The 24525-nt window shown below is 42.3% G+C and carries 19 protein-coding genes; 7 read left to right on the top strand and 12 right to left on the bottom strand.

Annotation, left to right across the window (positions count from 1 at the left end):
• Nucleotides 1-403: 403 nt before the first annotated feature.
• From H6G18_RS07455 to hetZ, 3 genes are all read right to left on the bottom strand, one after another.
• Nucleotides 404-2731 carry a transglutaminase TgpA family protein gene (locus H6G18_RS07455; protein ID WP_242040228.1) on the bottom strand — a complete coding sequence of 776 codons (2328 nt, stop codon included), beginning with the start codon at nt 2729-2731 and terminating at the stop codon, nt 404-406.
• A gap of 322 nt (nt 2732-3053) precedes the next feature.
• Nucleotides 3054-3830, bottom strand: a complete 777-nt coding sequence (gene patU3 / locus H6G18_RS07450; protein ID WP_190406461.1) for a heterocyst pattern formation protein PatU3 — start codon at nt 3828-3830, stop codon at nt 3054-3056.
• Between the two features lie 190 nt (nt 3831-4020).
• A complete protein-coding gene (gene hetZ / locus H6G18_RS07445; RefSeq protein ID WP_190406460.1) occupies nt 4021-5226 on the bottom strand; it encodes a heterocyst differentiation protein HetZ in 1206 nt (401 codons plus the stop codon).
• A gap of 207 nt (nt 5227-5433) precedes the next feature.
• On the opposite strand from hetZ, the gene H6G18_RS07440 reads away from it, so the two are divergent.
• A complete protein-coding gene (locus H6G18_RS07440; RefSeq protein WP_190406459.1) occupies nt 5434-5907 on the top strand; it encodes a hypothetical protein in 474 nt (157 codons plus the stop codon).
• Between the two features lie 95 nt (nt 5908-6002).
• Here the strand turns inward: H6G18_RS07440 and sds are convergent, their stop codons facing one another.
• On the bottom strand, nt 6003-6974 hold the full coding sequence (gene sds / locus H6G18_RS07435) for a solanesyl diphosphate synthase (protein ID WP_190406458.1): 972 nt from the start codon (nt 6972-6974) through the stop codon (nt 6003-6005).
• A gap of 1030 nt (nt 6975-8004) precedes the next feature.
• Between sds and H6G18_RS07430 the strand changes: the two genes are divergently transcribed.
• Entirely contained in the window at nt 8005-8202 is a 198-nt protein-coding gene (locus H6G18_RS07430; RefSeq protein ID WP_190406457.1) for a hypothetical protein, read from the top strand.
• Between the two features lie 222 nt (nt 8203-8424).
• Here H6G18_RS07430 and murI read toward each other — a convergent pair whose 3' ends face one another.
• From murI to H6G18_RS07410, 4 genes are all read right to left on the bottom strand, one after another.
• Nucleotides 8425-9303: a glutamate racemase gene (gene murI, locus H6G18_RS07425; protein WP_190406456.1), complete on the bottom strand. Its 879-nt coding sequence runs from the start codon at nt 9301-9303 to the stop codon at nt 8425-8427.
• A 153-nt stretch (nt 9304-9456) separates the two neighbouring features.
• The gene (locus H6G18_RS07420; protein ID WP_190406455.1) at nt 9457-11334 is read right to left on the bottom strand and encodes an N-acetylmuramoyl-L-alanine amidase; all 1878 of its coding nucleotides are present in this window, start codon (nt 11332-11334) and stop codon (nt 9457-9459) included.
• A 289-nt stretch (nt 11335-11623) separates the two neighbouring features.
• Nucleotides 11624-13519, bottom strand: coding sequence for an N-acetylmuramoyl-L-alanine amidase (locus H6G18_RS07415; protein ID WP_190406454.1), 1896 nt, complete (start codon nt 13517-13519; stop codon nt 11624-11626).
• A 683-nt stretch (nt 13520-14202) separates the two neighbouring features.
• Nucleotides 14203-15657 carry a cation:proton antiporter gene (locus tag H6G18_RS07410; protein WP_190406453.1) on the bottom strand — a complete coding sequence of 485 codons (1455 nt, stop codon included), beginning with the start codon at nt 15655-15657 and terminating at the stop codon, nt 14203-14205.
• Nucleotides 15658-15961: 304 nt separating this feature from the next.
• Between H6G18_RS07410 and H6G18_RS07405 the strand changes: the two genes are divergently transcribed.
• On the top strand, nt 15962-16708 hold the full coding sequence (locus tag H6G18_RS07405) for an SIMPL domain-containing protein (protein ID WP_190406452.1): 747 nt from the start codon (nt 15962-15964) through the stop codon (nt 16706-16708).
• 63 nt (nt 16709-16771) lie between these two features.
• On the opposite strand, the gene H6G18_RS07400 is transcribed toward H6G18_RS07405, so the two are convergent.
• The gene (locus tag H6G18_RS07400) at nt 16772-17131 is read right to left on the bottom strand and encodes a single-stranded DNA-binding protein (protein ID WP_190406451.1); all 360 of its coding nucleotides are present in this window, start codon (nt 17129-17131) and stop codon (nt 16772-16774) included.
• Between the two features lie 369 nt (nt 17132-17500).
• Here H6G18_RS07400 and H6G18_RS07395 point away from each other — a divergent pair, with 369 nt between their 5' ends.
• The 4 genes from H6G18_RS07395 (at nt 17501) to ribD (ending at nt 21559) form a co-directional block, all read left to right on the top strand.
• On the top strand, nt 17501-18508 hold the full coding sequence (locus tag H6G18_RS07395) for a rod shape-determining protein (RefSeq protein ID WP_044520478.1): 1008 nt from the start codon (nt 17501-17503) through the stop codon (nt 18506-18508).
• 95 nt (nt 18509-18603) lie between these two features.
• Nucleotides 18604-19425, top strand: coding sequence for a rod shape-determining protein MreC (gene mreC / locus H6G18_RS07390; RefSeq protein ID WP_190406450.1), 822 nt, complete (start codon nt 18604-18606; stop codon nt 19423-19425).
• Nucleotides 19426-19449: 24 nt separating this feature from the next.
• Nucleotides 19450-20055 (top strand): rod shape-determining protein MreD, encoded by a 606-nt coding sequence (gene mreD / locus H6G18_RS07385; protein WP_190406449.1) that lies wholly within the window; start codon nt 19450-19452, stop codon nt 20053-20055.
• Between the two features lie 313 nt (nt 20056-20368).
• Entirely contained in the window at nt 20369-21559 is a 1191-nt protein-coding gene (gene ribD / locus H6G18_RS07380) for a bifunctional diaminohydroxyphosphoribosylaminopyrimidine deaminase/5-amino-6-(5-phosphoribosylamino)uracil reductase RibD (protein WP_190406448.1), read from the top strand.
• 293 nt (nt 21560-21852) lie between these two features.
• On the opposite strand, the gene H6G18_RS07375 is transcribed toward ribD, so the two are convergent.
• The 3 genes from H6G18_RS07375 to H6G18_RS07365 form a co-directional block, all read right to left on the bottom strand.
• Nucleotides 21853-22071, bottom strand: a complete 219-nt coding sequence (locus tag H6G18_RS07375; protein WP_190406447.1) for a hypothetical protein — start codon at nt 22069-22071, stop codon at nt 21853-21855.
• 460 nt (nt 22072-22531) lie between these two features.
• Nucleotides 22532-22918, bottom strand: coding sequence for a 6-pyruvoyl trahydropterin synthase family protein (locus H6G18_RS07370; protein ID WP_190406446.1), 387 nt, complete (start codon nt 22916-22918; stop codon nt 22532-22534).
• Nucleotides 22919-23198: 280 nt separating this feature from the next.
• A complete protein-coding gene (locus H6G18_RS07365; RefSeq protein WP_190406445.1) occupies nt 23199-24392 on the bottom strand; it encodes an alpha/beta hydrolase in 1194 nt (397 codons plus the stop codon).
• Between the last annotated feature and the right edge of the window lie 133 nt (nt 24393-24525).

The raw sequence follows: 24525 nt of genomic DNA, 5'->3' as shown, positions 1-24525 counted from the left end.
CCTAAAGACACAGGCACTAACTAGTTAATAAAAGCTAGTGCCAAGTTGGTATTATAAATACTATCTAAGAGTAATTAATCATTATTTTCCTCTTCCCCAAGATATTAAAAGCTTGGGGAAAATATCTGCGGTAAGTAATATAGATAACAATTTGCCAGTTTTTTTGATTATGGGAAACTTAAGCTATTTGAAAAGCTAAAAGTATACTGCTAGGAGGGTTGATTTTGGCAGCAAAAATAACACTGCTTATGTATGCCAGGATCTTACTCAAGGCATCGGCTTAATGGCATTCATCACTTTCGAGAATGTACCAACCCCTATAAATAGGCTTGCTTTAGTTGAAGTTATAGCCCAATTCTAAAGTCAAGGAATCTCCAAGATTCGGTTTCGTGATATTCCAGTATCAAATTGAGGTGCGATCGCTTCCTACCTTTTTCATGTCTTCCCATCTTCGTCGCAGTTGATTTAAGTTAGGATTTTCACCACCATACCGCCAGCTAACATAGGCTTGGCAAATCTCATCTATAACTTGGGCAGTTGTATTTCCATGATGTTGATAAGATACTTGGGCATACTCTAAAGGTGTTTGGGCTGGATGTTTACCCAAACCTTTTTTAGCCGTCCATTGCAGCATTTGTTGATAAAGGCTTTCCATTGCTGGTAGTTTACGCAATCGGCTATGATTGCGCCATTCTTTCCACTGTGTCCAACCTAGCCAGCTTAAAAATGCTGTAGTTGTTCCCACAATTAAACCAGTCAATATACCAAACCAACCTTGAGTAAACAGAGCAAAAAACCAAGCGATCGCTTTACCAATCCAACTAAATAATGTCCCAAATATATTATTAAGTAAACCTGTCACCGGAGTCGGCAACCATCCAGCTACCCACTGCCAAAATTGTCTCAGTACACTAAAAGTTTGTACATCTTCAACTGAAGGCGGAATCAGGGGATGATTGGGAATGGGGTCAAAGGCAAACCAACCATATTTAGGGAAATACACTTCTGTCATGGCGTAAGCGTCGGTGTTACGCACAACATACATCCCTGTAAATGGGTTAAATTCTCCCGCACTAAACCCAGCCATTAACCGCGCTGGGATACCAATAGACCGCAGCATCACCGTGAGAACTGTGGAAAAGTGGTCTGGGTAGCCACCTTGATGCTTGAATAAAAAAGCTTCTACTAAATCTTCCTTTTCATCCAAATGGGGTAAGCCTAAAGGATTTTCGGGTATGGAATAGTTTTGTTTGAGGTATTGCGCTAAATAAAGAGCCTTTTCGTAACTGGAACTTAAAGTTTTCTGAGATTGTGCGACTTGTTTTTGGTTGTAGTTGGCTAAAATTTCTTCGGTGCGTTCCTTAACTTTGGGGGCAATTCCTGGTGGAACTTGCAGATAATAATTTTTGATATTCAGGGGATAATCGTTAGTAGCTTTCCCAAGTAAACTGCGATCGCGGTAAGGAACTTCAGAAATAACCGTATAAGTCAGGTCTTTTGATAAACCGACAGGTGCGCGCAACCCACCTTCTTTGTCAACAGCGATCATCGGTGTGGGAAAGTAAACTTCCCTGGGATAAGACATGGCGGGAATCAGGTTAGGCAAATCCGATACTACAGAGTAAGTCTGCACTACTTCCCTGGTTTTACCAGATATAGGTGGTGGTGATAGATAAATTTGATAAGACCAAGGCGATCGCCTAATAGTTGTCACATCCTCGTTGCGGGAAATCTCCCAACCCTTACCTGTATAACGGTCAAAAGCCAGCACCCGCCAAAATCCCTCCGCTTGTGATCGCACCCGCATCACCACCTTGGGTTTCATCTCTCCCCGCAGATTTTGGTTTATCTGGTTATTGAACCCGTAATAAAAGCTATCATCTACCTTTCCGGGTTCACCATTTTGATTCTGCTCGCCATTACCACTACCTTGGTTATCCGCATTACCTTGACGGACATAACCAGGATTAATAATACTGCGACCAGTAAAACTCTGGTTTACCTCAATAGGAGAACTTACAGGAAAAGTCCGCAATTGATAACCAGGGAATCTGGGTAATAGGGCAAAAACCACCAACCCTAACCCAACAACCACACCAAACAATAAAAAATAAGTAGAGAAACTAGAAGATAGTTTAATTTCTTTTGACTTTTGACTTTTGACTTTTGACTTTTCTAGCCCCAATTGGGAACGGTAATTGACCACTAAAGTGGGGAGAGCGATCGCTAAAAATAATAATAATACAGGTGCAAATGCCAGGGTTTGACTTAAAGTTGCTGCTACACCTAATAAAATTAACCCAATTACAATTGAATAACCCAAGTCTTTCCGACGCGGGACATCAAAACTGTGGAGTACTTGCAGTTGAATCAATAACTCTGCTAAAGCTAATCGCGTATCATTCAACTCACCAAATAATCGCCCAAAAAAAGCCCCCAGTGCGACTAACATTCCGATTGCAATGCAAAACTTCACAGGAATGTTGGCTTTGCGGCGATGATAATAACCCCAAACTGTACCAACTACACTCATTGGTATTGCCCAGAAACTAAATGTAGTCCCAGCCGCAATATCCATAGCCACCATTCCCGTAATCACCAACGCCAGCACTAATACCCGCAAAGGAATGGAATTTTCTACTTCCATTAAAGGCGAACCCTGATTATTTTGTCCCCAATCAAGACTTAAAGGTAAACGCCAAAATTGATTCATCCTGGTTAATTTAAACATTTCTATTGTTAGCAAAGAAATAAAGTAGATGCTTATAGATACAAACTTTCGGGAAGTTCCTCTAAGAAAACAGGAACTCCCCGAAAGTAATTTTTGGGAGTATTGGTAAGTCGTAAATTTTCATTCTCTTTGCGGGTTATTGTAGAAGCCCTAATGACCCTTGATTGAGAAAAAATTAGCAGCAAAATCACTTATCAATTGAAATTAATCAACTAGTGCGGCTTGGCATAGTTGAAAAAAATTAAAAAGCCGATGCTAGAGGTTTTATTCTCTTCTGCATTCTGCCTTCATATAATAAGTGTGCTAGCAGTGGTAATTTCAGCTATATGGTGGGGGTAATGACAAATAGCAATGGTTGCTGATCAAGTTCGGGGCAATCAACCTCTAATGTATAACTTGGTTGAAGTTGTTTGCAGGTCAACTCTACACTCAAGCATCCTGGGCTTGATGACTGCGCCATTGCAATACTGCCATTACCTTGCAGTGTTAAAATTCCTTCAGTGGGTAAATCACTGTGGACAACTAATTGGGTAACATCATCTTTGGTGTAGTATTCTACCCGCAAAGTTAAAGCACCGAGACTAGTCAACCAAAGTCTTTCTACAACCGGCTGGGTTGCTGACACTGGTAGAGTCAGGTTGGCTAGCAACTGTTTAGCAGCTAACAAAGACAACGCCATTTGTTGACGAGTGTCTAAATCTGCATAATCGCTCTGAATATTAGGCATTGTATCCAGAGTATCAGGCGATCTAAAGTTGGTTCGCAATACTAACCCAGCTAAGTCATTGATTGTTTGTGACTCATTAGGGAAAAAACCCTCTACTACCTGGACTAATTTTGCGCCCAAGGGTAGTGAAGATTCGACCATTTGCTGGCATCTTTCCAATATTTCTTGGAAAACTCTCTCCGGTAGGGTAACAGGTAGATTCAGTTTTGCTTGCTGGGCTAACCATCCCCAATTAGGAGTTAATGCCAATGATGGCTCTTCTATATAATCTGGGTAATCCACCATTTGGCTTTCCCAGGGAAATAGTGGTGGGTGGTTTTCGATGTGAATTTGTAACCGACGCTTGAGGACGGCTTGGAAACGTTCTTGCACAGTAGGAATTTCTCCTAATCAAAAGGTTTGGGGTTGCCTTTTCCAGTTTGCTTACTACTTTTTGAGGTAGCAAAGTCGTTGAGCAGGGTTGACCCCGTTGATTTCCTGACAACTTTCTCTACTATTCTCGTGTTTGTTGACATTATGTGCCAACAAACCGAGTAAGTATGGTTGGAAGGATTCTGAGTTACTATTCATGGGTGGATGCAGTTGATCCGGACACTAGGGAATTACGAATTTCCCAAGCTTGTTCCAAAATCTTAAACCACCGCTTCTGTAGTTGTGCCATTGATAACCCTAAAGTTTTGGCAATTTTTTCATCTGGTTGACCTTGTTGTTTCAAGTCTAATAAAGACCGTTGTTTCTCGTCTAGTTGGGCAGTGTAGGCTTCCCATTGCTGGGGAGTCAAGCCCAAATTAGTATGTAAAGAAGCTTCTAGCCACTCGTGAACTAATTCCCAACGATGTAATAAAGCGAACCGAATCAAATGATACTTAAAGCGTTGTTGTAAGTAATCTCGCTGACGTGGTGTTAATCCCAAAACGTTCTCAATTTCTTGAGCTGACATATCCTGAAGACGTAAAGAAAAGTAATCAGCACAGTCAGATTGTTGTTTCTGCTCCAAATAATCCATTAATTCTGTAATGACTACGGAGCGTAAGGTGTCTTCTTCTGGTTCTGGTTCTGGTTGGGTAGCCATTGCAGAGCGCAATCGCTGTACTGCTGGTTCTTCCCAGGTGCCATCACCGTCATTAGAACTACCTTCGGCTGCTTGCTCGATATCGACGTTGGTTTCTGGGGGTTGCTGTTGGGAGAAGGTTTGCGCCCGGAGAATAATTAACTGTTGCTGCCTTCCTGGTAAGGGAATCCGGCGCTTACCATAGCGCTCAGTGAATGCCATGTACTCTGCCAACTCCAGAAGCGTTTGGGGACGGTAGGTGGCCCCGAGTTGATTTTCGCGGCGGAAAGCGTTTAAGGCTTCTAAATAAAAACTTTGTAAAAAATCTTCTATGATAGTCAGTCGCCCTTGATAACTTAATTGGCGCTGAGGAGGATTAATGTAACGATAAATAATGGCGCTTAGTGTACTGTGTAGTTCAACCCTGCCTCGGTTGGAACCTAGCTGATAATATCTCAGACATTGTTGTAGCCGATGCTTGGCTAGGGTCATGGCTGAACTTTCTACAGCACCAGAGGCCTGAATCCGTTTACTTTCGGTGCAAATTCGGTATACTTCTGTAGTGATACGATTTGCTACATCGTGACAATTCTGGTCGGAAGCTTTGGTAAACTGTTTTAACTCTTTATAAACCAGTTTAAATATTACTTCCCCACCAATAGAGTTTTCGTCCAGAAGATTTGCGGTTGGAATAGTTGCTGTTGCGGCTGAATTCATAGTCTCGATTTTCGCTAGACCCTAACATAAACTTACTTACAACCTGTGACGACCGTGGGTATTGGCTTTGTGGTTTTGCGTATAAACTAAACGCATACCAATCCTGCAATGAGGATGTGGTTGATTTTATTATTCCCAACTCTGATGGGATAGATCACATTCTGATAAATGTTATTGCCATTACCCAGGAGCCGTTGACAAGTAATTATGGATTTAGAAGCACAAATACAATTGCTGATTAACAATGCACCCAATGATGGCGTTACACCACATCTTGTTTCAACAATTGCTCCTTTGCTTGTAGCGATCGCTCAAAAATTACGTCACACCCAGTACTACATTCTTCAAGATTCAGAAGGTAGCTGGGTCTTAACTACTTTGAGCAATCGAGCAAACCCAGGAATTGAAAAGCGTGTTATCTACGCTTTACCTACCATACAGGATGTCTCCCTGATCTCACCTGCTGGGCTAGACCCTCAAATTAGTGCAAAGATTACCCCAGTTACCCACATTTTGTTCCAACTGGTGGCATTAGAACCCGTAGATAGTATCGTTTTTTTGGAAACGCCGGGTAAGACCACTCACACCTTTGAATTACGACGTGCTGATTTCCAAAAACGTATACAAAGACAGTTAAAAAAGCTGCGATCGCCTAAACCTATACCCCCAGATATTGCCTAAAAAAATTTTGGATGTGGGACTTTTTAAATACACCCCACATCCAAAATTGCAAATGTCAGAAAACGCTCATTTAAAATCGAAATTTTTAAACCCAGCTAATACAATCGGCTTATTGCATATTCAGCTATATTGATCAGTGCTTGGTGAGATTCTGAGGGTGGCAGAGTCGCTAGATGCTCAATTGCTAATTTGGTGTGATGAGCAGCTAACTCTCTGGACTGCTGTATGCCTTGACTATCTTGTATGAGTTCTAGTGCTTGCTCTAAATCTCCTTCTTGGGCAAACTCTCTTTCTATCAACACCTCTAAATATGGTTTTTCCGCTAGAGCAAATAAAACCGGCGCTGTGAGATTACCACTTTTTAGATCCGACCCGACTGGTTTACCAAGGGTATCCGTAGTGCTGGTGAAATCTAAAATGTCATCAACAATCTGAAATGCTATTCCCAAATGACGACCATAGCTATAGAGATGTTCGGCAGTTTCTGGAGACACTTCGCTCAATAAACCAGCAGCTTTAGAGCTGTTAGCAACTAAGGATGCTGTTTTGTAATAGCTCTTATCGAGATAAGTCTCAATTGAAATACTAGCGTCAAAGCGGTTTAGTCCCTGCTGAATCTCCCCAGTAGCCAAATCCATAATGACTTCTGAGAGAAGTTTCACCACCTGCAAATTATCCAAGTTTGCTAAATACCAGGAAGATTGAGCAAATAAAAAATCTCCTGCTAGGATGGCAATTCGATTGCCAAACAAACTGTGAACGGTGGGTACACCTCGCCGCACTTCTGATTCATCTACCACGTCGTCATGTACTAAGCTTGCCGTGTGAATCATTTCTGTAATCTCGGCTAGGCGGCGGTGACGTGGCGTAATATCTTGGTCTAACATTGTTGCTCGTGATATCAGCAGCACGATCGCTGGTCTTATACGCTTTCCCCCAGCTCCGAATAGATGCTCGGCTGCTGCAAACAAAATGGGGTGGCGATTTCCAACTAGCTGTTTCAGGTTATCTGCTAGTATTCGCAGGTCTGCTTCCACAGGGGTAAACAGGGAGGTGGCTGGGGTCATGGATTGGCGGACTCTGACTTTGGTTACGAAAGTTTACATATCCTATACTCATTTTAAGATAAGCCTGTGCCAGTGCAAGGTTTTGCTTTGGATATTCTCATTTTCTCTATGGAAACTGGGGAATTGAGTCCTGGGGATGGTAATTCGGGTTAGGGAAAAAAATAATAGTTATTGTCTCTTGGTTCTCTTCTGTGTATTTGTGACCGTTTATCTAACTCATCTTATTTGCGTATTTACCGTAGACAATTTACATTAGTTATCAATTATACTTTCAAGTCGTTAGCAAAAAGTCTTTGTTGTTTTCAGATAAGTCGTATATCTCGAAAATTTGAGTCGAACAACAGACATCTTGAGTGGCCTTGAATACAAGCTCAAATGTATGTCTCTGGTGTTCACTATTACTTCTTACACATTAGTTATTTTTAGGTTAAGACTAAGTTCTTCTAACCTCTGTGTAACCATCTAGAAATTTTGAAATTTAGCCTTAAAGTTAGCTTCAAAGTTTGAGTTGTTGTGTTACGCTAAAATGTAAGGATTTTAAATTTTTCAAGTATTCACACTACTAAAAAGTAGATCACTTTTCCAGTGATGTCCCTTTATTGGAGTTGTGAGTCGAAAATAGTACATTGTCAAGATTAGAATCTCGAAAGTATTTTCTTGATTTTTTCTTGATGATAAGAACTCTTTATTTGGAGCTAGGCAAATCTCTTGGGAGAAGTTGCTGCAAGTTTTTAGCTTGCGTTGAGCGTGAGCATGGCTCTTACTATAAAGATGTCAGTAAAAATCAAGCGGACTAGGTAGGCTGCTGAGATATGTAGTTTGTATTGCTATTTTTAGTGATCTGACTGCTGTCAGATGTATGGTCTGCAAAAATTAATTAAATAGTAAACTCCGTTGAGCAAAGAGAGTAAAAACTCAACGGAAGTGTTTGCAGCAGCAAGATGTAGCAATCAAGAATTTACTTGGTTGGTAATATATTCTGCTAATTTTATGCAATTTGATATTTATTTGAAAAGGTGTTGGTGGAACAATGATTTACGGGAATATGCCTATGATGATTTTTATCTTAGCTTCTGGATACTTATTCACAGTTTACCTATTATTAGGATTAGCTAAACGAACAGGTAAAAAACCTAGCATTAATAATCGAACTGTGGTAGCTACAAATAATAGTCAACAGGAATTATCGATTTCACCTACAGTAAGTGAGATAGTCAATAGTCAATAGTTATTAGTCATTAGTCATGATTTTCAACAGAGACTAGTGATGGAATAATTACTAATGCTAAATTCGTAATACCCTACAGACTAGCTACACCTAAGTAAATTAGTTGTATGTCCATAAATAGATTTATGGACAAGATGCTACATACTCTATGTTGAGGCAAAATTTGATAGTTAACCAGTGAGACGAGCTTTTATTTGTAGGGTAGGAATTACGAATTACGAATTACACCAAGTCTTGTTGACGTTGGGACACAGGTATGCAAGCAAAATCTACGGCTTCAACCAATGGGGTACAGCCTAACCACTGTACTCCTGATTGAGCAAACTGTTGGGGACAACCGCTAACAGCAAAGCGCGTTGGTAATGGTGGGTGAGTGTTGCTTAAGCCGAGGAGGTCTAATTCTTGGGTGCAAGCTGTGACGACGTGAACAGCAGGGTCAATGATTTTCACCTGTGGGGGGAGGAGCGATCGCAACACTGGCGCAAGCAAAGGATAATGAGTACAGCCGTAAACTAGGGTATCAATATCTTGCTGGAGTAGAGGTTCTAAATAAGCCCTGGCTACTTCGGTGGTGTAGGGGTCTTGAATGCGATTTTGTTCAATGAGGGGAACAAATTCAGGACAACCGACTTGCCAGACTTCTACATTAGCATCTATTTCCCAAATTGCTTGACGATAAGCATTACTCCTGGCTGTAGCCGGAGTAGAAATCACACCAATCCGCTTACCTTGCTGCACGGCTGCTTTAGCTCCAGGGAGAATGACACCAAGAATAGGGATGTCATATTCTTCACGAACTATATCTAAGGCGAGGGCAGAACTGGTATTGCAAGCCATGATCACCATTTTGACGTGCTGTTGTTGCATCCAGTCAAGGATTTCCCGCACAAATTGTAAAATCTCTGCTTGTGAGCGGATACCGTAAGGCAGTCTAGCTGTATCACCAAAATAAATTACAGATTCATTGGGTAGTTGGCGATAGATTTGACGCAGTACCGTTAGCCCACCCACACCACTATCAAATACGCCGATGGGGGCGCGTTGAGGTTCTTGTTCTGAGAAACCGTAAAGATTACCTTCAATGCTGGAAGATGAATACACAGGCAGATATTGTTGGAGATATTGGAATATTAAAATACAGAATCTAACAGACAATTTTCTAATTGACTACTAAATTCTGTATCTACAAGCAGTTTACTTACCACCTCTAGGGTGAGTAATTGAGACTGAATTTTTAACTTGATGAAAATTTTACTATCTCTTTAAATATTGGAGGATACCGCGAGCGATCGCATCTGCCATGCGATTTTGATATTCTGGTGAGCCTAGCCTGGGATTATCTTCCCTACCACTCATATAACCTGCTTCTACTAGAATCGAGGGCATAGAACTCTTCCTGAGGACGTAGAATCGAGCTTTGCGTGTGCCTCGGTCTTTGAGGGTGCCAATATTCTGGAGGATACTCTTACGAACTGATTCAGCTAGGGAATAACCACTTTCGTAGTAGTATACTTCCAAGCCATTAACATCAGGGCGGTTTTCCACCGAGTTGGCGTGAATACTCACAAACAAAGTGGCGTTAGCTCGTTCAGCGATGTCTACTCGTCCTTGTAACTCTACAAAAAAATCTGAATCTCGCGTCAAGACTGCCTGGACACCATTCTGCTCTAGAATCGCCGCTATTCTCCGACCAATGGGCAGTACAACATCTTTTTCTAGTAACCCACCCAAACCAGGAGCGCCGGGATCTTTACCACCATGTCCGGGGTCAATGACGACTACTAGTCTTCCTCTGGGAACTGACCTTGGTATTGGTTGAGGGGTGATTATGGGATTATCTATGTTGATGTCTGGCGATTGACTACGATTTGTTGATGGTAGAGGCGGTAAACCTACTGGGGGTGTAAATTGCCGAGAGCCTTGCAATTCTAAAGCTAAAAGCTGGTTGCTAACTTGATTGAGTTCTCCTATCTGGATTCCAGCTGCTGGTTGTACCAAAACAACTACTGTATCGGGTGCTTGGGGTTGTAAGCGCACGCGGAGAACGGGACTATTAGCATTAAAAGCTGGGCCTGTAACTCTAGGAGATAATTTAGCGTTATTAATAATGATGCGGTACAGTCCAGATGATCTATCCCAACCGCCTTTAGCTGTTACTGGTTGGTCAGAGCGAATTAAAAGTTGTGTACCGTTATCACCTAATTCTACGGATTGAATAGTAGCTGATGAGTTGATATTTGATGAGATGGTGTTGGGAGTATTATTTTGGGGTAAGTTGGTAACGCTTCTACTGGGTAAAACCACAAACCCACCCACACTGCTGGTACTTACCCGCCAATCGGGACTGTCTTTGTCCACCTGCATGGAGATACGTACAGTTTGTGTTGGTAGTTGGGTTAATTGGATACTGCTGACACCGTAACGATTAATGGATAAATCTTGCTCGATATTGGGTGATAAAGACGCGCCAGCAACATTGATATTAATTACCCGTTTATCCTCTGTACGATTAACTTGAATTTGAGGAGTAACACCACGGGTGCGGATAAAAAATCCATCACCTGTAACTCGTAAGCTTTCAATTTGAGTTACCGATGCAATATTGTTAACAGGTGGTTCTTGGGTAGCGGGTGTAACAGAGTAAACATTTCTGGGTAATAAAGCGGAAGCTCTATCAACTGTTGGCGGTGGCGTGGTTGGTACTGGCTGCTGGGCAATTTCCGTTGGCGACGCTTCTGCTTCCAGTGTTGGGGTAGGTAACTGCACAGTCCAACGATTAGCACTAATGCCAACAAATTTTACTTGTTGGGGGTCGAGAGTGTAACCGGGGTTGAGTTCAACAACGATACGCGTAGTTTGTGGATCAAATTGTCCTACACGTACAGCCCGAACTGCACCACCAACTTGCTGTATTAACTGCGATCGCCCAAATGTGGTATCTGGTAAATCAATGACTAAACGTGTGGGGTTGAAAATCAGTTGCGCCTTGGGTTGGACAGCACCCGCAGTGTTAATCTCTAAACGATTTTGATTAGCATCAAACCGCCAAGAGTCCAGCCTTGCTGCTAAAGCTGGCGACGATAGTAAGAAGATGGTTCCAACCGTACCGGATAGTAACCAGTGTAATTTCACAATCTTTTCTCCTGATGTGCGTTCGTGAGAGCATTTAATGCTCCAAAATGTTGGTCAATCCTCACACCATCACCGTTCAAACTTCAGCTCTGTTGCAATAAATTTTGCGCTGGTATAAAAATACAACTAATGGCGACACATCTTAACACGCCCTTTTGATTTTGCCATGCCATGAAGGCGTAAAATTCGGGTTCTGATATAAGGATGTGGTTAGTATTCACACAAACTTTGTGAGAATAACAGAGATAATACGGCACTCAGGATGATTAAGTTTGTGAATTATTACTAGCTATCGTTTGAGAAACTGGAGAATACCACGAGCGATCGCATCAGCCATTTGTCTTTGGTAAGCTGGATTTCGCAGTTTAGCAACATCTTCTCGACCAGTTACAAATCCTGTTTCTACAAGTATCGACGGCATGGAACTTTTTCTGAGGACATAAAATCTAGCTCGGCGAACTCCTCTATCTCGCACACTTACGCTTTGGAGAATGCTGCTATGAACTGCGCGAGCTAAACCCAGTCCACTATCGTAATAGTAGGTTTCCAAACCATTGACATCTGAACGATTTCCACCTATGGCATTAGCGTGGATGCTGACGAATACATCAGCCTTAGCTCGTTCTGCCATTTGTACTCGTCCTGGTAGGCTGACGAAAAAGTCAGAGTTTCTCGCCATCACCACTTGCACGCCATTTTGTTGCAAAACTTCGGCTATTCTTTGGCTGATAGGCAAGATGATATCTTTTTCCCGCACTCCGCCAATACCAATTGCGCCTGGGTCTTTACCACCATGTCCGGGGTCGATGAATACTGATAATCTACCTTTGGGAACTGGCCGTGTTCCTGGTTGGGGTATAGGTACAGGACGGGGATTTGTCGGGTCTGGTAATTGTCCTTGGATAGGGGGTAAGGGGGGTGTTGTCACCAGCCGACGTGAGCCTTGTAATTGTAGCGCTAAAAGCTGGTTGCCAACTTGGTTGACTTGTCCAATTTGGACTCCAGAGGCTGGTTGGACTAGAACAACTACGGTGTTGGGTTCTTCTCTTTGCAGGCGTACTCGGAGGATGGGACTGTTGGCGTTTAAATCCGGCCCAGTCACTTGGGGAGCTAACCTAGCATTAGGAATACTAATGCGGAAAAGACCTGTATTTCTGTCCCAACCACTTGTAGCAGATACTGCTTGATTGGCTCTAATCAGTAGTTGTGTACCATTGTTAGCCAAATCAACCGACTGAATTGTGGCTACTGAATTAGTTGTAGGTAGTCTGTTAGGTAGATTAGGAGTGTTACCCGATTGTTCAGAGTTATTGTTATCAGGTAATCTAACTACACGAGTGGGTAGAACGACTAAGCCACCAGCGCTACTGTTAGTTGCTCGCCAGTCTGGGCTATTGGGATCTACCCGCAAAGTCATACGGACGCTTGGTGTTCTGGTTTGCAGTGGGGTGAGTTCAACTCGGCTGACACCGTGTCTGTTGACAGTGATATTTCGTTGGGCCCGTGGCGATAAAGTTGCACCGGGAATATCCATGAAAATAGTAGCGCGATCGCGGCTGCGAATTACCTGAACTGGAGGATTGGCACCAGTTGTGCGGACAAAAAGACCATCCCCAGTTACTTGTAAGCTTTCAACTTGAGTCTTTCCGGGTGCGGCGCTAACTGTATTATTCGAGAACTCTGGTCTAGGATTACTGGGTAACTCTGGTCTAGGATTATTGGGTAAATTTGGTCTAGTATCCGAGTCAATCGTCACCACATTGTAAACATTATCTGGTGAAGACTCCGCTTGTTCTGCTGTGGGAGTAGGTAACTGTACTGTCCAACGGCTGGCGGTGATACCGACAAATTTGATTTGTTGGGGGTCGAGAGTGTAACCAGGGGCGAGTTCGACAACTACGCGGGTAGTTTGTGGGTCAAATTGCCCTATACGTACAGAACGGACTCTACCACCTATATTTTGTGTTAACTGCGGTTTCCCAAATGTGACGTTTGGCAAATCAATAACTAGACGTGTGGGATTAAAAATCAGTTGCGCCTTGGGTTGGACAGCACCTGTAGTATTAATCTCCAGACGGTTTTGATTAGCATCAAAGCGCCAAGAGTTCAACCTCGTCGCTAACGCTGGCGACGATAGTAATAAGACAGTGCCAACAGTACCAGATACTAACCAGTGTAATTTCACAATCCTTTCTCCTGATTTGTGTTCACGAGAGCCGTCAATATCTCAACATATTGGCAAGTTGTCACATCTTTACCACCTATCTTGAGCCTTGATACCCTCTTTTTTTCTGGGAATTCGGTATAAAAACACAATATAATGGCTGAGATTTTAAGTATGCCCTTAATTATTGCCTAGCTATCAGAACAAACTACTTTGGCTGTGAAGCATTAAATACAACACCAATATACTCAGATTTTTCTACATTCATTCAAAACTTTTGGTTAGCGATCTTCGAGCTTACCAAAGAATGGGAATTGAGTTATTTCATCAGCAGTCAATCAAATTTTTAAATAAACACTCCAACTATTTTGTAAATGGATGTGGGGATAAAAGGATTTCAGGGTGTAAGAGAAAAATATTATCATTCTTTGGTGGCTGACCTAATCACAACAGTGTCTGGTTTCTAGTTCTGTGACAGATAACATTCCAAATACTAATAGTGATGAGATAAAAATAAAATTGTTAATTCCTGAGGACGGAGATTGGAAGATAGAAGTTTCCTGGGAGTGGGGGGTGGGGAAGGGGCAATGGAGAGTACTAAGTGCTGTTATTGGGGCATTTAGCCTGTATTGAGTCAAAAATTGATTGTTATTTTCCTTCTCTCCCATGCTCCTCTGCCCTATGCTTCCCCTGCTTCCCCTGCCTTAAGAGCTTATATTTCCACTATCTTTAGCAGTAGATACAACAGATGATGGTGTTTCTATGGCTAATTGTTTGCCTGCGGAGCCATCTAAAATCAATTGTTCTGACTCGTTTCCATCGTCTGAGTCTGGAAAAACGAATCTTAACAAGGGGGGGGCTAAAAAGGTTGTCAGAATAACCATCATGATAATTGCTGCCCCTAGTGATTTAGACAGTGCGCCACTGGCAGCACCCACACCAGCAAATACTAAGCCAACTTCACCTCTGGGAATCATACCCACGCCAATCGCTAAACGGTTGATTTGGGGTTGACCAAAGACGCTAAAGCCTGTGATCACTTTACCTAAAATGGCGACGATAATCAGGAAACTTGCCATAATTAAACCTTCCTGATTGCTGGGAATGGCTGGATTCAGTACGCCCAAGTCGGTTTTGGCTCCCACAGTAACAAAGAAAATCGGCACTAGCATATCGGCAATGGGAGAAACTTGCCTTTGTAGTTCTTTGCGCTTGTCTGTTTCTTCGAGGACTAAACCCGCCGCAAAAGCTCCGAGAATGGCTTCCAAGTGGATGATAGAAGCGATGTATGCCATGACAAAGGCGAAGATGAAAGCTGGTATTATCAGTTCGCCTCGTGTTTTGAGCATATCAGCGATCGCTACAAAGCTTTTATTGAAGACATTACCCAGGACGATCGCACCCAAAAGAAAGCCACTAGCACTAATAATTAGATAGATGACTTGACCTACATCTACCGTACCCTCTTTAGCAAGGCTGGCAACCACTGCTAAAACGATAATTCCTAGTATGTCGTCAATCACGGCAGCACCAAGAATAATTTGCCCTTCTTTGGAGTTGAGCCGTCCCAATTCTGAGAGTACTTTAGAAGTAATCCCAATACTAGTAGCAGTTAAAGCAGCTCCAGCAAAGATTGCGGGTACAGCATCAATACCAAACAAGACCATCAAGCCTATAGTACCTGCGGCAAATGGTACTGTTACTCCCACCACCGCGACTATTATGGCTTGGACACCAACCGCCATTAAGTCTTTTAAGTTTGACTCTAAGCCGATTTCAAACAGCAGGATGATCACACCCAGTTCTGCTAAAACGGAAATCACTTCTGACTGCGCTGTAAATACTGCTGGTGTGGCTTCTGGACTCAAGCCAGCCGTAGTTTGGAGGAAAGTCATAATCATAGAACTGGAAGCGTCTGCACCACCTTCAGGGAACACCAACAGGTGGAATACAGAAACACCTACTACTACACCACCTACAAGTTCGCCTAAGACAGCTGGTAAACCCACTCGGTTGGATAACTCGCCACCCACTTTGCTAGCTAGGTAAACTACTACTAAACTTAACAAGACTGCGGCGATAACCATTGAACTGTCTGCGGCTTCGGTTGTACTGGCCAGCAGAGGAAATGTGAGGTCTATTGCATTGAGAAACTGCATTTGTTACGCGTTGTTACGTGAACATCCTTCTATTCCATTTTTACTCTTTTATGGAAACTAACTCTTGTGCAGACTCTGCAAAAAATTACAATTGGGAGTAACAAAAGCTTGATATCTGGGGTTTATTTTCAGTATCCAATTGTTTTAGTTTCAAAAAATGTAACCGTTTTAGCTTTTGACCTTGGTGATGTCAAAGTAGGAACATACAAATCCTATCGGTAATTGCGTGAGGTATTAGGCAAATGTCATCCCTATACCTCTATGTTTAAAAGTATTTGTATATATTTTCAGAGGAGTGTAAATCATGGTTAAAATCGCTTTAGCTGGTTCTCAATTGCGTGTTGGGAATTTTTGGCAAAGTTTACCGTTAGCTTTGTTGGTTTTTGTGACTTTTGTGCAGCCTGGACTAGCTCAAGAAAAGGAAAGATTGTGGCGTACCTTGACTGTTAGTGGTCGTGGTATGGAATCAATTCCTACTACGTTGTCGGAAGTCAGTTTAGGGGTAGAAATTCAAGGTAAAACTGCTCAGGACGTACAGCAAGAGGCGGCGCGCAGGTCATCGGCTGTGGTTGCTTTACTTAAAAGCCGGAACGTGGAGAAGTTGCAAACTACTGGCATTCGTCTCAATCCTGTTTATAGTTACAACAATAATATCCAACGGATTACTGGGTATGCGGCTAGTAATACGGTTAGTTTCCGTATTAATACTGATAGGGCTGGGATATTGTTAGATGAGGCGGTGAAAGCAGGGGCGACACAAATTAATGGTATCAGTTTTGTTGCTACTGATGAAGCGATCGCCTCTGCTAGGCAACAAGCCTTAAGAGAGGCGACCCAAGATGCACAACAACAAGCTAATGCGGTGTTTAGCAGCTTGGGTTTACAGGCTAAAGAAGTAGTGAGTATTCAAGTTAGTGGTGCAAGTGCGCCTCCACGACCTATATTGTACCGAGCAGAGGCTGCCAAGCTTAACAGTGCAGATGCTTCTACTCCTGTAGTCGGTGGTGAACAAGAAGTTGAAGCCTCAGTCACGTTACAAATTAGTTATTAGTTAGTTGTCAGTGGTCGTTGGTCAGTTGTTTTTCTTTGCAACTGACAACTGACAATCAACCAATTAAAAATTTTCCGGGGCGAAGTCGCCACCACTGTCTCGATCTTGCTTGGAACCTAGAAGTTCTAGTTGATCTACTCTAATTATTGGTGTAGATCGGTTGGCTCCAGTTTGGCGATCGCTCCACGAGTCAAACTTTAAGGAACCTTTGACTCCTATTAAACTACCTTTGCGGACATAATTACCCGCTACCTCTGCTGTCTTATCCCATAGTTCCAACGTGAACCAGTCTGGTTCATCACTGTTACGGCTTCTGCGCTTCACTGCTAGAGTCAATCTACATTTGACACTACCAGACTCAAAATATTTAATGTCTGGGTCAGTGCCTACACGACCTACTAGAGTGACAATATTAATGCTCATCTGCTTTACCTTTTAGTACATCAGTACTTATTTATTCTGAATTCAATCATAACTAATTGTGACTTGATTGAAAATGTGTTACAAACTTAGCAATAAATTTACAGTATAAAAATATGCAAAACTACTTGACAAAATGGAAAAAATATACGGATATACTGAATTAGTCCAAGAATAACAAGGATGTGGATGTTTGAAACTGAGTAAGAATTACGGAAATTTATCGAACCATAACCTAGTTAGCTGGACTCAGGATCAAAATCATCATAAAATCCAGCACGATTTGCATTAACAGTTGTAGTCTATAAGTGTCAGAAATAGGGGGAGTAGAGACGAGTGGGGCTTTTTAGGAACTTTCGCTCATCGTGGGATATGGGTATCGACCTCGGTACAGCAAATACCCTCGTTTATGTGTCTGGTAAAGGTATTGTACTGCAAGAACCTTCTGTAGTAGCTATCGATCAAAATGAAAAGGTAGCTTTGGCAGTTGGGGAAGAAGCTAAAAAAATGCTCGGTCGTACACCAGGAAATGTGATTGCCCTTCGTCCTTTACGTGATGGGGTAATTGCCGATTTTGATACGGCTGAACTGATGCTGAAAAGCTTTATTCAAAGGGTTAATGAAGGTAGGTCTTTGATCTTACCCCGGATTGTGATTGGGATTCCCAGTGGTGTAACTGGGGTAGAAAGACGTGCTGTGATGGATGCGGCTGCTCAAGCGGGAGCGAGAGAAGTATATTTAATTGATGAACCAGTCGCAGCTGCGATCGGTGCGGGATTACCAGTTGCGGAACCTACTGGTAACATGATTATTGATATTGGTGGTGGAACTACGGAAGTTGCTGTGCTGAGTCTCCAAGGCACTGTAATCAGCGAATCAGTACGCATTGCTGGTGATGAATTAACCGAGTCCATCATCATGTACATGAAGAAAGTCCATAACTTGGTGATTGGGGAACGCACTGCTGAGGACATTAAGATTCGTATGGGTTCAGCCTACCCTACCCATGATGATGATGATGCGATGATGGAAGTCCGAGGTTTACACCTGCTTTCAGGTTTACCCAGAACTGTCACGATTAAAGGGCCAGAAATTCGTGAAAGTATGCTCGAACCCTTATCTGTGATCATTGAAGCAGTGAAGCGGACATTAGAACGTACACCTCCTGAACTGGCCGCAGACATTATTGACAGAGGTATCATGTTAGCTGGTGGTGGTGCTTTGCTCAAAGGTATAGATACCCTAATTAGCCACGAAACCGGAATAGTTACCCACATCGCCGCCGATCCTCTCAGCTGTGTTGTGCTGGGAACAGGTCGTGTGTTAGAAAACTTCAAACAGCTAGAAAGAGTGTTTAGCGGACGTTCTCGCAATATGTAGCGAAAAAATATTAGATATTGGGTTCTATTTGGCTGTGATTTGGGTTTTATAGAAATAGAATCCAGTATCTTCTAAATTTATAGAAATAGGTATAAATGGTTACTGTACGTCGTTGGTGGAATCGCAAAGCCTTACAAGTTGGTCTATTGGGGTTAGCAATTGGCAGTGCCTGGATGTTGCGTCAGACTCAAGGGGGGTTGTTATTGGAAGCATACCAAGTAATTACCCGTCCTTGGCAAATGTTGCAGACAGGGCCAAGTCTAGAAGAACGTCAGGAAGAACGTCTGAAGAAAGCACAATTTTTGGAGATGCAAACGCGCATCACCGAATTAGAAAGTCAAAATAAAAAACTTCAAGATTTATTGGGCTATGTTCAACAAGCACCACTAGAGTCGCGTCCAATACCTGCGCGAGTTATAGGACGTAGTGCTGACCATTGGTGGCAACAAGTAACCATAAATCGCGGTGCAAATGCCGGAATTAAATCGGGTTATGTTGTCAAAGCCGAGGGCGGATTAGTTGGTTTGGTAGACAGTGTGACTGCCAACACTAGCCGCATTTTGTTAATCAGTGACCTCAAAAGTCAAGTGGGTGTTACTATTAGTCGCACTTCAGCTAAAGGTGTTCTCCGAGGAGATTCTTCCTCGGAAGCCGTGTTGGAATTTTATGAAAAAGTGCCAAATGCGAAGGTAGGAGATTTAGTTTCTACATCCACATATAGCCAAAGATTTCCTTCTGGTTTGGCAGTTGGGCGAATTAAGTCTTTGGATTTGAAGAAACTGCCAGCATCAATAGCCAAAATTGAACTTTTTCCGGCAATCAGTTCACTCGATTGGGTAGCTGTATATCCCAAGGTGACAAACCCAGAGATGGAAAACCAACAGTCGGTTAGCCCAAAACAACAAAAGTCTAATTAGATTCTCAGAAAATTTTTCAAAACAATGAAGATACCTTCATTTAATGGTAGGTCAAAACCACCGGAACGTAGATCGAAAGTCCGGCGTTTACCTTTAGCACGTTGGCATCCGGGTTTGCGTCAGCTACTGGATTTGGGAGTAACTATTGGTTCTGTATTGTTATGTTTGTTCTTGTTACCTACTCGCTTACCAGGGATGGAATTATTGGGGATTGGGCCAAATTGGTTGTTAATTTGGGTTGTGGCGTGGAGTGTCAAACGCTCAGTATGGGTAGGAACTTTGGCAGGGATTGTTTTAGGCCTACTTCAGGATGCTATGACATCACCTAACCCTTCTCATGCTATCACTTTGGGGTTAGTAGGGTTGTTGACTGGATTGTTGCAAAAGCAGCGTTTCATCCAAGAAGATTTTATTTCTATTGCCTTAATTGTCTTTGGTATGGCAATTTTGGCAGAAACTGTTTTTGGATTGCAATTAACTTTAGCAGGCGATCGCCAAACAGAATACATCTGGGCATACTATCAACGTGTCACCCTGGCTTCTGCCATTCTCAGCAGTCTTTGGGCCCCTGTGCTGTACTATCCTCTCAACACTTGGTGGCAAAAGATGAAAATGTTGGAAAGTCAATAGTCATTAGTCAATAGTCATTAGTCATTAGTTAAAAAGCTTGTGACTGTTGACTGATTTAAACAGACCAGCCATTTACTGAATAGTTAGCCCTTACTCCGCCTCAGGCTTTATCTTTGGGGGTTAATGCAAATTCAGTGAATGCTCTTTTACTGGGGTGATGAAAGCCTAAAATATGTAAGGGTCAACAATTATTAGCCACCCATCTTTAATCAGGTATAAGACAGGGGGCAGACAACTAACAAAGGATATTACTGTTTAAATATCGCTATAAGAGCAGTTAGCGTGCAGAATATTTACAGTAATTCCCAAAATTATGGATAAATTTCCAGTGGTCGCTCAAGCAGGTGCATCCCAACCCAACAACATCCAGCAACATGAACCCTCCACACAGCCATCGGTGGCGCAGAGGGTAGGAAATGATTTTGATGTCCGCATGATGCAACGATGTTTAGAATTGGCACGTCGTGCATTGGGTCGTACTTCGCCTAACCCGTTAGTGGGAGCAGTTGTTGTTCAAAATGGGGAAATAGTGGGGGAAGGGTTTCATCCCCGTGCAGGTGAGCCTCATGCAGAAGTTTTTGCGCTCAGGGCAGCAGGAGAACTGGCTCGTGGTGCTACTGTCTATGTCAATTTGGAACCTTGTAATCATTACGGACGCACTCCCCCTTGTTCGGAGGGATTGATTGCGGCTGGTGTGGCTAAGGTAGTGGTGGGTATGGTTGACCCGAACCCTCTGGTAGGTGGTGGTGGAATTGCCCGGTTACGTGAGGCTGGGGTGGAGGTGTTGGTAGGCGTAGAAGTGGAAGCCTGTCAGCAGCTGAATGAAGGTTTTGTTCATCGCATCCTTCATAAGCGACCTTTGGGTATTTTGAAATATGCCATGACGTTAGATGGCAAAATAGCAACTACGTCTGGTCACAGTGCTTGGGTGACAAATCCATCTGCTCGTGGCGAAGTTCATCAACTGCGGGCTGCTTGTGATGCAGTAATTGTCGGCGGTAATACGGTAAGGCGAGATAATCCTTACTTAACAAGTCACCAGGAGGGGGTACATAATCCCTTGCGGGTGGTGATGAGTCGTCAGCTAGATTTGCCAACGAATGCTCATCTGTGGCAAACAAGCGAGGCTCCCACTTTGGTGTTGACAGAAGTAGGTGCTAACCCAGATTGTCAAAAACTGTTGCAGCAAAAGGGTGTGGAAGTAGTAGAGTTAGCATCGCTGACACCAGAAGCTGTAATGTCTCATTTATACGATCGCGGTTTTTGTAGTGTACTGTGGGAGTGTGGCGGGACTCTGGCTGCTAGTGCGATCGCTCAAGGTGCAGTGCAGAAAATTCTGGCCTTTATTGCCCCAAAAATCATTGGTGGTAGCCATGCACCAACACCTGTAGGTGATTTGGGTTTTAATACCATGACAGAGGCTCTACTTTTAGAACGTGTACTTTGGCGTGTCGTGGGTTCTGATTGCTTAGTAGAAGGTTATCTACCTCAAAAACATCAATAAACAATAGTTCATAGCCAATAGCTAATACAGTATGGCTTAAATAAGCGCAAAGCTGGCGGTAAGTCCAGCCCTGAAGGCGGGTTTCCCGCCATAGGGGACTGGCGCACCCGGAGGGTATCGGTTTCTGTCCCGCCAAACTTTGTCAGAGAACATACTATTTCAAATGGCGCAAAAGCCCAGAATACAATTCTTTTGACTTACCCTGCGGAAAGCTGCTTTCGCATCTATGACTTTTAACTTCACGGCGGTACTAGTGCCATTGACTATGGACTAAATTTATTATTGAATTGCTTTTATAAATACTGACGCTCATAAGCAAGATCACGTATTAATGCTAGCCGAGATTGAATGTAGCCAGTCAAAAAATCGGTTTCCTTGGGATCTAACAACGCTTGCGTTGTCATCTGGTGTACCAACCATTGCACCAAGCTAGCATCGTCCATCTGCAAGAGGGTCTTAGTTTGGGAGTTTTCAACCACAGACCAAAGCTGACGCAGAATTTTAGGAGTCATCAGACCTCAATTTAATCATGAGCTTAGTTACTTTCACATTACACAATTACAACAGCAGATCACGACATTGACCTACAAGCTGAGACAAGTATTATTAAAAACTTCACATAGTGATTTATAACTTGATTAAGTTTAATAATTGACTCACTATATTGAAGGCTTCACATAATTTAATTTTTTCTAAATATTTTATTCTAGTAATTAATACTCAAAGTCTATTTCCGACTAATAACAAAATAATAAATATAAATTTTTGTTAAAATCTTTAGTAGTTAAAAAACACTATTAGGTAATTCAATATTTATTCACATCGTCTTTTTTATTTGAATAAATATTATCATAATCAGCACTGTTATCTATTATTGAAAATATTTAGCAAATAAATAATAGAGTGCATAATTACTCATAATGCACTCTCAATAAAAATAATTGCTGCTAAGTCTTCGTTAAAATTATAATTTTAATCTTCGTATTCTACCCAGCTATTAGGAGTTTCCGAAACATGAACTTTTAACTGTACATCCGTTGGTACTCGTTTCTTGGTTTCATCGTAGATATACTTAGCAATCATCTCAGCAGTTGTTTCATAGTCAGGAGGCATTACTTCATTTAAAATTCCGTGATCAAGCCCTCCTTTGGTAACATCTTGTTTAGCCCACCGCAAGGTTCTAAAATCAGCCACCATGACAGAATGCGGACAATATTGAGAAGAATGCAGTTTTGTTGATGTTGCTTCAATGCGGATTTGATAATTATGTCCGTGCATCCGACCACAGGGGCCATTGTAATCTTTGATGTAGTGAGCGCTATTAAATGAAAATTCTGTTACTACCTTCCATTTTGGCATTTTAATATCACCTCGTAGCCAATTTTGACATAAATACTCATGTCACCTGATCTCATTGATTACTATGACCAGATATTTACAAGTATTGCTCATATATTGATTAAACAGCCAACTTAGCAATGAGGCTGGTTATGATTACAAAGTTTTCAGGACATGATTTTAGGGTGTAATGGTTTAAGAGTTGAAGAAATGATGATTATTTCTTTGGTTTTATAGTCATCACTCATAGGTTTATGAAAAATCTATACTTGTCCCATTCCCACTCCCTTATAAATTGATTTCAGGCTTTTATTTTCAATGCCCAAGCTAAAAAACGTTCGGTGTGGTAAAGTGCTAACTGATTACTCGGCCCGTTAAAGATGTAGTCAAAAGCGTGTTCTGCCCAAGGAATTTCTAACATAATCGCTTTATTGCCAGCTTTTTGCAAAGCTTGGAACATCAGCCTGGGAAAAACGATTCGAGTGATGTTATCACGACCACCGTGAATTAACAAAGTTGTTGGGAGTGGACGATTAGCGTAGTTAATCGGTGAGGCTTTGGTGTACTGCTGTGGAACTTGGTCTGGTGTACCGCCTAAAAAACCTTCGAGTACAGATCGTACATTCAAAACGTCTGGTGTGGGTGGTTCTCGATATCCTTTAGCCAGGTTTGAGGGGCCATAATAACTGATGACAGCGCGGACGGGTAGAGCATTTTGCTCATAAGCTGCTAACATTGCCAAGTGTCCACCGGCGGAACGTCCGAGTAAGGCGATACGATTGATGTCTGTTTCGTATTCGACTGCGTGTTGTTGGATAAAATTTAAGGCGCTACGAACATCATCAAGTTGTGCTGGAAATTTGTAAGCTGGTGCGTAGCGGTAGGTGATGGCAAAAACAGTGTAGCCTCTAGCCGCTATATACCGACTGAAATCAGAGTTTGTTTCAGGACTCCCACTTTGCCAACCTCCACCGTGGATAACAACAATTGCGGGGTATTGTCCAACTTGGGGAGGACGGTAGACATTGAGACGCAACGGTACACCATCGGGTGAAGCAAATTCAATGTTAGGTGTGTAGCGGATTTTATCAAGATGAATACCTGTAAACGCATCTATGAAACTAAAAGGATGCGATCGCCCAAAAGATTCTTGTCTTAAAATTGGTTTCAGGTAGTCTTTACCTAATTCTTTCTCCATTGCTAACTGCATCTGCTGTTGCACAGGATATATTTGCACAAGTGGCAATAAACTGAGAATAATTGCGAGTATGCTGACACTTAAAGCCACATATTGTAGCCAATTACCGGACAGTCCAAAAAACACGACTGCAAAAGCTATGGTATTTAACAATAGTAACCAATGGCAGACTTCCGGCGCTCCCACGCTTAAAGGTAATAAGAAGTAAAGAGGTGCGGGAATCACAATCCAGATGCTTAAGCACAAACCAATAATACTCAAGAGTATTCCCAGACTAGAGAAGACTATATTTGACATTCAGGTATCATGTGTTATGCGAAAAATTTAGTCTTTGGCTGATTGCAATCAGTGTGCTATTTAATTAGAGTGATCGCAAACTAACAAAGTGTGATTTACAACCAGCAGAGAAAATATAGTTTGCGATAATGCG

It is taken from the genome of Anabaena subtropica FACHB-260, from assembly GCF_014697105.1.
GTDB classification, from domain to species: Bacteria; Cyanobacteriota; Cyanobacteriia; order Cyanobacteriales; family Nostocaceae; genus Trichormus; species Trichormus subtropicus.
This window is presented reverse-complemented; position numbering and strand designations above follow the sequence as displayed.